Source organism: Serratia sp. Z4 (genome assembly GCF_009900725.1).
Taxonomy (GTDB): Bacteria; Pseudomonadota; Gammaproteobacteria; order Enterobacterales; family Enterobacteriaceae; genus Serratia; species Serratia nematodiphila.
The window spans coordinates 25,081-37,340 of the sequence record NZ_JAAABD010000003.1; the positions used below are offsets into that span (position 1 = coordinate 25,081).

Genomic DNA, 12,260 nt, shown 5'->3' on the forward strand with positions numbered 1-12,260 from the left:
GCGGCTACTGGCCGGTTGGCATCATTTGTACGGCGGCGATGGCGCTCATGTCTTCGCAGCCGCCGCCCAGCCGCATGCCGCGCACCGGGCAGGCGTCCAGATAATCGATGCCGACCGCCAGCTTAAGGTGCTGATTTGGCATGCGCGTATTGTTGGTCACGTCGAAGCTGTGCCAGCGTTCCTCCACCCACACTTCCGCCCAGGCATGGGTGGCGACATGGGTCGAGTCTTCGCTGTACAGGTAGCCGCTGACGTAGCGCGCCGGGATGTTCAGGCTGCGGCAGCAGCTCAGGAAGACATGCGTATGATCCTGACACACGCCGCTGCCGGCGGCGAACGCCTCGGCGGCGCTGTCGGTCACGCGCGTGGAGCCTGGGCTGTAAGGCATTTTCAGCAGCAGCTCGCCCATCAGATGTTCCAGGCCGCTCAGCACCGCCTGCGGTTGATGATAACGCAGGGCGAAGGCCTGAATGGCGTCATCGGGCTGGGTCAGCGGGCTATGGCGCAGAAATACCAGCGGCGACAGGTGCCCGAGCGCCCGATCTTCGACACCGTCTTCAATTTCCACTTCCCCGAGCACCCGAATGGTGATGGCCTGATGCGGTTCATCGAGCGTCAGCACGTGCAGTACGTTGCCGAAGGCGTCGGTGGTGCGCACCGCGTCATCCGGCAACGACAGTTGCCAGGAGAGGATGCGCTGATGCGGCGAATCCTGCGGCGTCAGCCGCAGATATTGGGTGCTGCGCTGCACCGGCTGGGCGTAGCGATAATGGGTGTTGTGCTCAATATTCAGTTTCATTGCGCCTCCAGATAAGTGTGATGGATGCTTTCGGCGATGCCGTTCACCTGGCCGAGAAAGGCGCTCAACCACTCGCCCAGGCCGATCTTGTTCAGGTCCTTCATGCTGCTGAAGCGCAGCTCGGCATGCAGGGTGTGCGCCAGACGTCGCGGTTGGTTGGCGCCGCCGCCGATCAGTTCCAATTGCTGCACCATGTCGCCGACGCAGGCCAGCAGTGAACGCGGGATTTCATTGCGCAGAATCATCAGTTCGGCGATGGTCTCGCGGCTCAACGGCTGCTTGTAGATGCTGTGGTAGGCTTCGCGCGCGCTCACCGCCCGCAGCAGCGTGTCCATGCGGTAATATTCGCGCACCGGGTCGCCGTCGATGTCCATCAGCGTGTTCTTCACCTCCAGCAGACGGGCGGTGCCGTCGGCCCGCTCCAGCAGGGTGCCGAGGCGGATAAAGCGCATGGCGTCGCTGCGCAGCAGCGTGCCGAACATGGCGCCGCGAAACAGATGGGCGCGCTCCTTCACCCAGTCGAAGAAGGCATCGGCGCCCACCGAGCCGATGCCCTGGCGGCGGATCAGTTTCATCTCTATCCAGGTGGCGTTGATGCACTCCCAGACTTCGGACGACAGGCTGCCGCGCACCGCGTGGGCGTTGTTCCAGCCCATTTGCAGGCAGCTGAAGATGCTGCTGTGGTTGCGGTTGTCGAGCGCGAAGAAACTGACCAGATTGGGCATCGTCAATTCCGGGTAGGCGGCGGCATACAGCTGGCCGGTGCCGGTCAGATTGAGCGGCACCTGCAGATCCTGATCGCCGCCGTCGCGGATCGGCATCATCGACAGCTTGTTGGTGACGTCCAGCACCCGGGCGATGCTTTCCGCCCGCTCCAGATAGCGGGCCATCCAATAGAGTTCACTGGCGGTGCGGCTCAGCATAGGTCGTCCTCCAATACCCAGGTGTCCTTGGTGCCGCCGCCCTGCGACGAGTTCACCACCAGCGAACCTTCCGCCAACGCCACCCGGGTCAGGCCGCCGGGCACCAGGCGGATCTCCGCGCCGCTGAGGGCGAACGGCCGCAGATCGATATGCCGCGGCGCCAGACCATCGTTGACGAAGGTCGGGCAGGTGGACAGCGCCAGCGTGTTTTGCGCAATGTAATTCTGCGGGCGAGCCAGCAGCAGCGCACGGAAGCGGGCGAGCTCGTCCTTGCTCGCCGTGGGGCCGATCAACATGCCGTAACCGCCGGCGCCGTGCACCTCTTTCACGACCATCTGTTCGAGGTTGGCCAGCACATACGACAGTTCGTTTTTATGTCGGCACTGCCAGGTTGGCACGTTGTTGAGGATCGGTTCCTCTTGCAGGTAGAAGCGCACCATATCCGGCACGTAGGGGTAGATCGATTTGTCGTCGGCCACGCCGGTGCCGATGGCGTTGGCCAGCACCACATTGCCGGCGCGATACACCGACAGCAGCCCCGGTACGCCGAGCATCGAGTCCGGCCGAAACGCCAGCGGATCGAGGAAGGCGTCGTCCACCCGACGATAGATCACGTCCACTTTGCACGGCCCGGCGGTGGTGCGCATGAACACCGCGCCGTCCTTGACGAACAGATCGGCGCTTTCGACCAGCTCCACCCCCATCTGCTGCGCCAGGAAACTGTGCTCAAAATAGGCGCTGTTGAAGCGGCCCGGCGTCAGCACCACCACGGTGGGATCGTTGATGGGCGAGCTTTCGCGCAGCGTTTGCAGCAGGTGCGACGGGTAGCGCTCCACCGGCGCGATGCGTTGCCGGGCGAACAGTTCCGGATACAGACGCATCATCATTTTGCGGTTTTCCAGCATGTAAGAGACGCCGGACGGGGTGCGCAAGTTATCTTCCAGCACGTAGTATTGGCCGTCGCTGTTGCGGACCATGTCCACGCCGACGATATGCGCATAGATATCGCGATGCAGATCAACACCTTGCATACAGGGTTGATACTGATCGTTGGCCAGCACCTGTTCTGCCGGAATGAGGCCGGCCTTCAGAATATGCTGCTGGTGGTAAATGTCGTGCAGGAAAGCGTTGAGCGCCTGTACGCGCTGGCGAATGCCGCGATCGAGCATCGCCCATTCGGCGGCCGGAATAATGCGCGGCACGCTGTCGAACGGGATCAACCGCTCGGCGCCGTCATCGTCGCCGTAGACGTTGAAGGTGATGCCCACCCGGTGAAACAGCAGCGCAGCCTCTTCCCGCTTGCGTTGCACGGCCTGGTGATCGGCCTGCTGCAGCCATTGCCAGTAGGCGTCGTAGTGGCCACGGTGTTTTCCCTCAGCCAGAAGCATCTCATCAAAAAACGGTGAAGCGGAAAGATTGATATTCAGCATCGTCACCTCGTCGACATTGCAGGCTGTCAATCAATCGAGCATAAAACGTGCCAAGGCGATAACGGGCGAAAATGGCGCAGAACGAGGCTACCGCGGCGAAAAACGCCCGTTTGCGGTGCAGGTGCGGCGTAGCGACGCCTTAATATAGGGCGAAATGGCGGTGGCGGTGAGCGCTGAAGGCGCAGGGACGGCAGGCTGTCGGGGCAGAGCAGAAATAAAAACGGCCAGTCTGCACTGGCCGTGATGCGCGTGCGCGTCGATTAACGACGCACGGCGATGGCTTCGATTTCGATCTTCACGTCTTTCGGCAGACGCGCCACTTCCACGCAGGAGCGGGCCGGGAACGGCGCGCTGTGCTCGGTGAAGAAGGCTTCGTACGCGGCGTTGACGGTGGCGAAGTCGTTCAGGTCTTTCACGAACACGGTGGTTTTCACGATGTCGGCAACTATCAGGCCGGCGGCTTCGACGATCGCCTTGACGTTTTCCAGCGACTGGCGCGCCTGAGCGGCCACGTCGTCGGCGACGGCGCCGGTTTTCGGATCGACCGGGATCTGGCCGGAAGTGATGATCATGCTGCCCAGATCAACGCCCTGCACGTAAGGACCAATGGCTGCCGGGGCGAGTTCAGTGCTGATGTTACGTGACATGTTTTCTCCTGATAAACGAGGATTGTTCTATCCAGAAATCCCATTATAGGGCGTCACCGGGAGAATAACAGCGCCATCTCCCGGCGCCCATACCGGGCTTAGTCGGCCTGCAGCACCACCTGGTGCTCGAACTCTTTTTCGCAGTAGCGGCACTTCAGGTGCACTTCGCCGCCGCGCGATTTGACGCTGAAGCTCGACGCCACCGGCTCGCTGCGGCTGATGCAGTTGCCATTCGGGCAGGTCAGCACGCCGTCGATGTGGTCCGGCAGGCTAAGGGTTAGCTTGCGCACCACTTCATAGTTGTCGATGCGGTTCACCGTGGCCTTCGGCGCGTACATTGCCAGCTGGTTGGCCTGCTGCTCGGTCAGGAAGGTGTTCTCGATCTTGATCAGATCCTTGCGGCCCAGCTCGTTGGAAGGCAGGTTCAGGCCGATGGTGATGCGCTGGTCGGTGGCGGTCAGCTTGAACAGCGTCAGCAGTTTGAAACCGATCTGCGCCGGAATGTGGTCGATCACCGTGCCGCATTTGATCGCTTCGACCTGCAGTTTGTTGTCGTGAGTCATGGCGGTTCCCCCTTAAAGAGCCAAATCTGCGTTGAGCACCAGCGCCAGCAGCGCCTGGCGGGCGAAGATGCCGTTGCCCGCCTGCTGGAAGTAGTAAGCGTGCGGCGTTTTATCCACGTCGGTGGCGATCTCGTCGATGCGCGGCAGCGGGTGCAGCACCTTGAGGTTGGCGCGCGCGCCGGCCAGATCCGCGGCGCGCAGCACGAACTGCGCCTTCACGTTGGCGTACTCGGACGGATCGAGGCGCTCTTTCTGTACCCGGGTCATGTAGAGAATATCCAGCTCCGGCACCACTTCTTCAATGCTGCCGTGCAGGCTGTACTCGATGCCTTTCTCGTCCAGCATTTTCAGGATGTAGGCCGGCATCGCCAGCGCGTCCGGGGCGATGAAGTAGAAGCGGTTGCCTTCGAACTTGGCCAGCGCCTGGGTGAGCGAGTGCACGGTGCGGCCGTACTTCAGGTCGCCGACCATGGCGATGCTGAGGTTGCTCAGGCGGCCCTGGGTTTCCTGGATGGTGAACAGATCCAGCAGGGTCTGGGTCGGGTGCTGGTTGGCGCCGTCGCCGGCGTTGAGCACCGGCACGTTGCCGGAGAACTCCGAGGCCATGCGCGCCGCGCCTTCCTGCGGATGGCGCATCACGATGGCGTCCACGTAGGTGCTGATCACCGAGATGGTGTCGGCCAGGGTTTCGCCTTTCTTGCCGAGCGAGGTGTTGCTGCCGTCGGCGAAACCGACCACCGAGGCGCCGAGGCGGTGCATCGAGGTTTCGAACGACAGGCGGGTACGGGTCGAGGCTTCAAAGAAGCAGCTGGCGATCACCTTGTGTTTCAACAGTTCCGGCTGCGGGTTGGCTTTCAGACCGGCGGCGGTGCGCAGCACCAGCTCCAGATCCTCGCGGCTGAGATCGTTAATAGAGATGATGTGTTTGTGATACAGCGGGTTGGCCATTTTTCACTCCTCCTCGACGCGTGCCCGTGGCGCGGGACTTTTTAAGGCAAAAAAAAGCCCCTCAATGAGGGGCTTGAAACGATCGGTTTAGCAACAGGAGAAACAACGGCAGCTGGCCGCCGATAGGCAGTCGGTTTTGTCGATTGCGGCTAACAAAACAAACGTCGTTTTTCATGCTTTCTCCTGGCAAATTGTGGCGCATTATACTCGCGCTTTTTGCCACTGCAAGCGTTAAAACGCCGTTTTTTGCCGCCCCGCAATCGATTGGCCGGCGATGGCCGCCCGCCGGCTATTTGCTGACGCGATCGTAGTAGACCATGTCGGCGTTCAACCCCTGTTGATAGCCTTTGACGTTGTCGCGCAGCACCACTTCGGTTTTGGCCTGATCGATAAACACGTACGGCGAACTGCGCTGCAGCTCCTGCTGCATGGCGGTGTACAGCGCGCGGCGCTTGGCCGGATCGGCTTCGGCCAGCGCCGCCAGCGTCTGCTGGTTCAACTGCGGGATCTGCCAGCCGTTCAGCCCGGCCACCGTGCTGCTCTTGCCGTCGTTGTAGGCGAAGGCGCTGGCGTTGGAGTGGGCGTCGAAGTAATCCGGGATCCACAGGCGGATCGCCGCCTGATGCTGCCTGGCGCGCACGCGGGAGTAAACCTGGCTGCCCGCGGCCGGCAGCAGCTCGATCTTCACGCCGGCGGCGGCGAAGCTGCCCTGCAGCGCCTGCGCGATGGTGATGAACGGCGGTTTGTTCTCCACGTCCAGCGTAAAGGCGGCGTGGGTAATCCCCGCCTTGGCCAGGATGGCTTTCGCCTTGGCCGGATCGTAGCTGAACGGGTTGGTCTCCAGCGCGCCCGGCAGCCCGACCGGCAGGAAGCTCTGGTGCACGAAGTATTGTCCCTTCAGCAGATCCTTCGTGATGCCTTGATAATCCACCAGGTAGCGCGCCGCCTCCCAGAAGGCCGGGTTGTTCAGCAGCGGATTGGCGCCGTTGCCGGTGTTGAATACCAGGTAGTTTTGCTCGGCGGACGGGATCTCCAGCACCTTGACGCCCGGCTGGTTCTTCAGCGTGTCGGTCTGGTCGGCGCCCAGTTCGCGGGCTATATCGGCGTCGCCCTGCTGGAGCAGCAGGCGGCGGGTGGCCGGATCCGGCACGTTTTTAATGATGATGTTTTTCAGCTGCGGCTTGTCGCCCGGCGTGGTGGGATTGGCGTCCAGCACGATCGCCTGATGCGGCTGATAGACGCGCATCTTGAACGGGCCGCTGCCGGCGGAGTGCATCTTCAGCCAGGCGTTGCCGAAGTCGCCGTCTTTGACGTTGGCCAGCGCCGCTTTGCTGTCGACGATCGAGGCGATCGGCGTCGAGAGGATATTCAGCGCCACCGCCGGGCTGACGTCCGCCGTCCAGCGCAGCTGCACGGTATGTTCGTCGATCTTCTTGAGCTGCGCGTCGATGTTGTCCGGCTGCCAACCGAGCACGTTGAGGATGAACGCCGGCGATTTGTTCATCTTGACCGCGCGGCTGTAGGAGAAGATCACGTCGTCGGCGGTCAGCGGGTTGCCGGAGGCGAACGCCGCCTGCGGCCGCAGTTTCACCGTCAGCGTTTTGGCCGCCGCATCGCTTTGCCAGCTTTCCGCCAGCACCGGCGCCACCTTGGCCGGATCGTCGCGATCCGCCTGCACCAATCGTTGATACAGGCTGGGCACCGTCTGGATGCTGGAGAGTTCGTTGGCTTCCGCCGGATCGAGGCTGACGATGTCATCCAGCGATTGCACCACCACCAGCGTATTCGGCGGCGTGGCGGCTAACGCGGCGGCGGGCAGGGCGGCGAGCAGGAACAGCGGCAAGAGTTTGGCTTTCATCGGTGTATATCCCCTGAAGGCGCCACAAGGTGGCGCTGAGAACGGTTTGTTATCGTTGGTTTTTACGGCGCGGGCGCCGTCGGCCTGTCACGGTAGAACCTTTACCGGTGGTGGGCAAAGGTCAATGCGCTATTTGATATTCCTGGAATATATTAGCCGCCCTGGCCGGGGGCGCCAGGGCGGTGGAGGTGGATTGTCAGAGGGTTTCGCTCAGCGTGGCGACCAGCACCGCCTTGATGGTATGCAGCCGGTTTTCCGCCTGATCGAACACCACGCTGTGCGCCGACTCGAACACTTCGTCGGTCACTTCCATGCCGCCGTGCAGATCGTACTGTTGCGCCATCTGCTTGCCGAGCGTGGTTTGGTCGTCGTGGAACGCCGGCAGGCAGTGCAGGAACTTCACGTTTGGGTTGCCGGTCAGCTTCAGCATCGCCATGTTGACCTGATACGGCCGCAGCAGCGCAATACGCTCCTGCCAGGTCTCTTTCGGTTCGCCCATCGACACCCAGACGTCGGTGTAGAGGAAGTCGGCGTCTTGCACCCCTTCGGCGATGTCTTCGGTCAGGGTGAGTTTCGCGCCGGTTTGTTGCGCCAGCGCCTGGCACTCGGCCACCAGCTCCGGCTGCGGCCAGCAGGCCTTCGGCGCCACCAGCCGCAGATCCATGCCCGCCAGCGCGGCGGCTTCCAGCAGCGTGTTGCCCATGTTGTTGCGCGCGTCGCCGACGTACGCCAGCTTCACTTCGTTCAGCGCCTTGCCCGGCAGGTGTTCCTGCACGGTGAGCAGATCCGCCAGCAGCTGGGTGGGGTGGAACTCGTCGGTCAGGCCGTTCCACACCGGCACGCCGGCGTGCTGCGCCAGGGTTTCCACCAGCGCCTGGCCGTAACCGCGATACTGAATACCGTCGTACAGGCGGCCCAGCACCCGGGCGGTGTCTTTCATCGACTCTTTATGGCCGATCTGGCTGCCGCTTGGGCCGAGATAGGTCACCTGCGCACCCTGATCGAATGCGGCAACTTCGAAAGAGCATCGCGTGCGGGTCGAGTCTTTTTCGAAGATGAGCGCAATGTTTTTGCCCTGCAGCCGGCGCTGTTCCCGCCCCTGCTTCTTGGCCTGTTTCAGATCGGCCGCCAGCTTCAGCAGCGCCTGCAGTTCGGCGGGGGTGAAATCCATTAACCTCAGAAAGTGACGTTGGTAGAACGCATTGCCGGTGCTCATAGTCCGATTCCCTGATTGTGTAATTGAATTAAAATTCACTTTATATGTATGAATATTCAATTTCAACCCCGGCGAGGAAATCTTTCACGTTTATCGTGGAAGCAATGTCGGCGGTGTGTGAAAATAGAAGGAATGAAGGCCATTTGACTTGAGGATATAGGCATGGCAAACCGCGAATTGCTGGAAGAACAACGTGAAGAGACCCGCCTGATCATCGAAGAGCTGCTGGAAGACGGCAGCGATCCGGACGCGCTCTACACCATCGAGCACCATCTGTCCGCCGAGAAATTTGAGGTTCTGGAGCAGGCCGCCGTTGAAGCCTTCAAGCTGGGCTACGAAGTGACCGACGCCGAAGAGCTGGAAGTGGAAGACGGTTCGCTGGTGATGTGCTGCGACGTGATCAGCGAAGTCGGCCTGAACGCCGAGCTGATCGACGCCCAGGTCGAGCAGCTGGTGGCGCTGGCGGAGCGCTGCGGCGTCAACTACGACGGCTGGGGCACCTACTTCGAAGATCCGAACGGTGAAGACGGTGAGGATGACGAAGACGGCGACTACATCGACGAAGACGACGACGGCAAACGCCACTAATTCCTTTCCGATTAATGCCTGTGGGCCGGCTCTCGCCGGCCCCTGATAAACGCCATGACATACCAATCCCTGTTAGCCCCGATTTTAAGCTTCCTGCACTGTGAAACTCCCGACGCCTGGATCGACGCCGCGCGCCGTCCGGAAAACCTGCAGCTGTTGCTGACCGACCATCTGGTGTGCGAGCTGAAAGCCGCGCAGACCGGCATGTGGCTGATCCGCCGTTACGTGGCGGACAAAGAGAGCGGCGACGCGCTGTTGGCGCTACTGCGGCCCTACGAGGCGTTTCTGCACGAAGCGCAGGGCGCGCCCGACACGCTGTTCCGTCAGGGCCAGTTCACCCGCAAGATCCTGCCGAAAAACGGCTCGGCCTACGGCCAGGATCTGGCGGATCGCATGGTGCTGTTGATCAAGGAAGAGCTGCATCACTTCTCGCAGGTGCTGGAGATCATGCAGGCGCGCGGGATCCCGTATCGCAAGATCACCGCCAGCCGCTACGCCAAGGGCATGATCCGCGAGATCCGTACCCACGATCCGGCGACGTTGATCGACAAACTGATCTGCGGCGCCTACATCGAAGCGCGATCCTGCGAACGCTTCGCCAAGCTGGCGCCGCACCTGGACGACGAGCTGAGCCGCTTTTATGTCTCGCTGCTGCGATCCGAAGCGCGTCACTATCAGGACTACCTGACATTGGCCGAGCAGATCGCCGGCGGCGACATCAGCGAACGGGTGGCGCATTTCGGCCGCCTCGAAGCTGAACTGATCCTGTCGCCGGACAGCGAACTGCGCTTCCACAGCGGCGTGCCCGCCGCCGCCTGAGGTTGAGGCGCGCCCTTACTGCGGCGCGCCCAGCAGCAGATCCACCGCCTTTTCCGCCAGCATGATGGTCGGCGCATTGGTGTTGCCGCTGGTGAGCTGCGGCATCACCGAGCAGTCGATCACCCGCAGCTGCTCGAAACCGTGCACCCGCAGCTGCGGATCGGTCACCGCGTCCTGCGGCGACGGCCCCATGCGGCAACTGCCCACCGGGTGATACACCGTCTTGCAGAAGTTGCGCACGAACTCCTCCAGCTGCGCGTCGTCGCGCGTCCACTCCGGCTGCGGCATCAGCAGATCTTTGATCAGCGGCTTCAGCGCCGCGGTTTGCAGGAAATCCAGGCCGAACTTCACCGCGCGCACGCTGCCGGCCAGATCGTCCGGGTGGCCGAGGTAGTTGGCGTGCAGCTTGACCGGATCGCGCGGGTTGCTGCTGCGCAGCTGCACTTCGCCGCGTGCCTTCGGCTGCAGGTAACCGACCTTGAGCGTGAAGCCGTGAATGTTCGGCAGCGGCTCGCCGGGCACGTCGTCCCAGCTGTCCAGCAGCGGCAGGAAATGGATCTGCACGTCCGGCCGGCCGTCGCCCTGGCTGTCGGTGAAGGCGGCGCCTTCCAGCACGTTGGACGAGAGTACCCCGCTGCGAAACGCCAGCCACTGCGCGCCGTGGCTCAGCGCCTGCAGGCCGCGATCGGCGCCGAACAGGCTGATCGGCTCGCGGGTGCTGACGTTGATCGACATGTGCAGATGGTCGTGGAAGTTTTTGCCCACCGGCAGATCCGCCCGCACCTCGATGCCCAACTGCTGCAGGTGGTCGCGCGGGCCGATGCCGGACAGCATCAGCAGCTTCGGCGAACCGACCGCGCCGGCGCTGACGATCACCTCTTTGGTGGCGCGGGCGGTGACTTCCGCGCCGCCATTCTGGCTGTAGACCACGCCGGTGGCGACGTTGCCCTCGAAGGTCAGCCGGTGCGCCAGGGCGTTCAGTTTCACCACCAGCCGCCGTTCGTCGCGCACCGCCTTCAGGTAGGTGCGGGCGGTGCTGGCGCGCTCGCCGTTGTGGGTGGTGGTTTGGTAAAAGCCGACGCCGTGCTGGCTGTCGCCGTTGAAGTCGTTGCGATAGGGCAGGTTCAGCTCCTGGCCGGCGCGGATAAACGCCATGCTGAGCGGGTGGCGATAGCGGTTTTCGCTGACCGGCAGCAGCCCGTCGGCGCCGTGGTAGTCGTCCGACAGGCTTTCGTTGGCTTCGGCGCGTTTGAAGTAGGGCAACACCTCGCGGTAGCTCCAGCCGGTGCAGCCGTAGCGTTCGGCCCAGTCGTCGTAGTCCTGCGGCTGGCCGCGCAGGTAGATCATGCCGTTGACCGAACTGCTGCCGCCCAGCACCTTGCCCTGCGCGATCTGCATGCGGCGGTTATTGGCGTGCGGTTCCGGCTCCGTTTCATAGGGCCAGCTTTTTTTGGCGATGATCTTGGCCACCCCGGCCGGCATCTTAATGAACAGGTTATTGTCGTCGCCGCCGGCTTCCAGCAGCAGCACCCGCGCCTGGGTGCGGCGGATCAGCTGCGCCGCCAGCACACAGCCGGCGGAACCGGCGCCGACGATGATGTAATCAAAGGTATTTTCCGACATGACAGCTCTCCGTGCGCGATTGGGATACTGGCAGAGTAACGCGGGGGAAAAGGCGGTCAATTTGCGATCGTTAATTTATTAACGAACTTCACATTAAATTTACATCGTGTTTTTTAACGTCAGTTTATCTGCTTGAAAAACGGCGTTATAGCGAGTTTTACTGATTGATTGCGATATTAATAAAAAAGGCGCAGCAAGCTGCGCCCTGATGAAGAGGCGGGGGAGGATTACAGCGTTTTCAGCATGGTGACTTCACAATCGACGTGGCCGGTGGCGCCCATCGCGTGGTCGATGTGTTCGAAGCCCAGATGTTCGTACAGCGCAACGGCCTGCGTCAGGCTGGCGGTGGTCTCGAGGTAACAACAGCGGAAGCCGTGCTGGCGGGCGAAATCCAGCGCCTGCAGCGCCAGGCGTTTCGCCAATCCCTTGCCGCGCAACACCGGCAGGAAATACATCTTCTGCAATTCGCAAATATCGTCTGCGCCGCCCTGCAGCGGCGCGATGCCGCCGCCGCCGGCGACCTGGCCGTCCACCTCGATCACCCAGTAAGCGCTGCGCGGCAGGCTATAGAGCTGATACAGGGCGTCCAGATTGGGATCGGAGACGGTATAGCCTTTATCCGCCGTCAGGCCGTGCTCGGCGGAGACTTCGCGAATGACGTGAGCAATGGCGGCATTGTCTTCCGCCGTGATAGGGCGCACCAGCAGGCGCGCCGGAGTTGCTGTTGTCATGTTTACACTCGCCATTGAAAGAGACCACGTTCGTTTTTCATTTTTATCGCAGCGCGAAACGCGCCGGGGGTTATTTCCCGGCGGCGTCCCTGCAGCAGTAATATCTTGTAATAAC

General features: G+C 62.1%; 12 protein-coding genes. 2 read left to right on the top strand and 10 right to left on the bottom strand.

The features are described 5' to 3' along the window. Nucleotides 1–4: 4 nt before the first annotated feature. The 8 genes from GT753_RS14045 to argF form a co-directional block, all read right to left on the bottom strand. Nucleotides 5–799, bottom strand: coding sequence for a transglutaminase family protein (locus GT753_RS14045; protein ID WP_004933384.1), 795 nt, complete (start codon nucleotides 797–799; stop codon nucleotides 5–7). Then, nucleotides 796–1,722, bottom strand: a complete 927-nt coding sequence (locus GT753_RS14050) for an alpha-E domain-containing protein (RefSeq protein WP_004933382.1) — start codon at nucleotides 1,720–1,722, stop codon at nucleotides 796–798. The genes GT753_RS14045 and GT753_RS14050 overlap by 4 nt, the downstream gene beginning before the upstream one ends. Beyond that, the gene (locus GT753_RS14055; protein WP_015376454.1) at nucleotides 1,716–3,152 is read right to left on the bottom strand and encodes a circularly permuted type 2 ATP-grasp protein; all 1,437 of its coding nucleotides are present in this window, start codon (nucleotides 3,150–3,152) and stop codon (nucleotides 1,716–1,718) included. The genes GT753_RS14050 and GT753_RS14055 overlap by 7 nt, the downstream gene beginning before the upstream one ends. Before the next feature lie 260 nt (nucleotides 3,153–3,412). After that, the gene (gene ridA / locus GT753_RS14060; protein WP_004933379.1) at nucleotides 3,413–3,799 is read right to left on the bottom strand and encodes a 2-iminobutanoate/2-iminopropanoate deaminase; all 387 of its coding nucleotides are present in this window, start codon (nucleotides 3,797–3,799) and stop codon (nucleotides 3,413–3,415) included. A 98-nt stretch (nucleotides 3,800–3,897) separates the two neighbouring features. Beyond that, entirely contained in the window at nucleotides 3,898–4,362 is a 465-nt protein-coding gene (pyrI, locus tag GT753_RS14065; RefSeq protein WP_004933377.1) for an aspartate carbamoyltransferase regulatory subunit, read from the bottom strand. 12 nt (nucleotides 4,363–4,374) lie between these two features. Then, nucleotides 4,375–5,310 carry an aspartate carbamoyltransferase gene (gene pyrB / locus GT753_RS14070; protein ID WP_019453297.1) on the bottom strand — a complete coding sequence of 312 codons (936 nt, stop codon included), beginning with the start codon at nucleotides 5,308–5,310 and terminating at the stop codon, nucleotides 4,375–4,377. Between the two features lie 289 nt (nucleotides 5,311–5,599). After that, a complete protein-coding gene (locus tag GT753_RS14075; RefSeq protein ID WP_076740858.1) occupies nucleotides 5,600–7,168 on the bottom strand; it encodes an ABC transporter substrate-binding protein in 1,569 nt (522 codons plus the stop codon). 196 nt (nucleotides 7,169–7,364) lie between these two features. After that, a complete protein-coding gene (argF, locus tag GT753_RS14080) occupies nucleotides 7,365–8,384 on the bottom strand; it encodes an ornithine carbamoyltransferase (protein ID WP_015376458.1) in 1,020 nt (339 codons plus the stop codon). Nucleotides 8,385–8,546: 162 nt separating this feature from the next. Between argF and rraB the strand changes: the two genes are divergently transcribed. Next, nucleotides 8,547–8,972, top strand: coding sequence for a ribonuclease E inhibitor RraB (gene rraB / locus GT753_RS14085; protein ID WP_004933365.1), 426 nt, complete (start codon nucleotides 8,547–8,549; stop codon nucleotides 8,970–8,972). Nucleotides 8,973–9,026: 54 nt separating this feature from the next. After that, entirely contained in the window at nucleotides 9,027–9,791 is a 765-nt protein-coding gene (miaE, locus tag GT753_RS14090) for a tRNA isopentenyl-2-thiomethyl-A-37 hydroxylase MiaE (RefSeq protein WP_160125703.1), read from the top strand. A gap of 15 nt (nucleotides 9,792–9,806) precedes the next feature. Here miaE and GT753_RS14095 read toward each other — a convergent pair whose 3' ends face one another. After that, complete coding sequence (locus tag GT753_RS14095) at nucleotides 9,807–11,414, bottom strand: GMC family oxidoreductase (protein WP_160125704.1); 1,608 nt, start codon at nucleotides 11,412–11,414, stop codon at nucleotides 9,807–9,809. 227 nt (nucleotides 11,415–11,641) lie between these two features. Continuing rightward, complete coding sequence (locus tag GT753_RS14100; RefSeq protein ID WP_016929277.1) at nucleotides 11,642–12,145, bottom strand: GNAT family N-acetyltransferase; 504 nt, start codon at nucleotides 12,143–12,145, stop codon at nucleotides 11,642–11,644. Nucleotides 12,146–12,260: the final 115 nt, after the last annotated feature.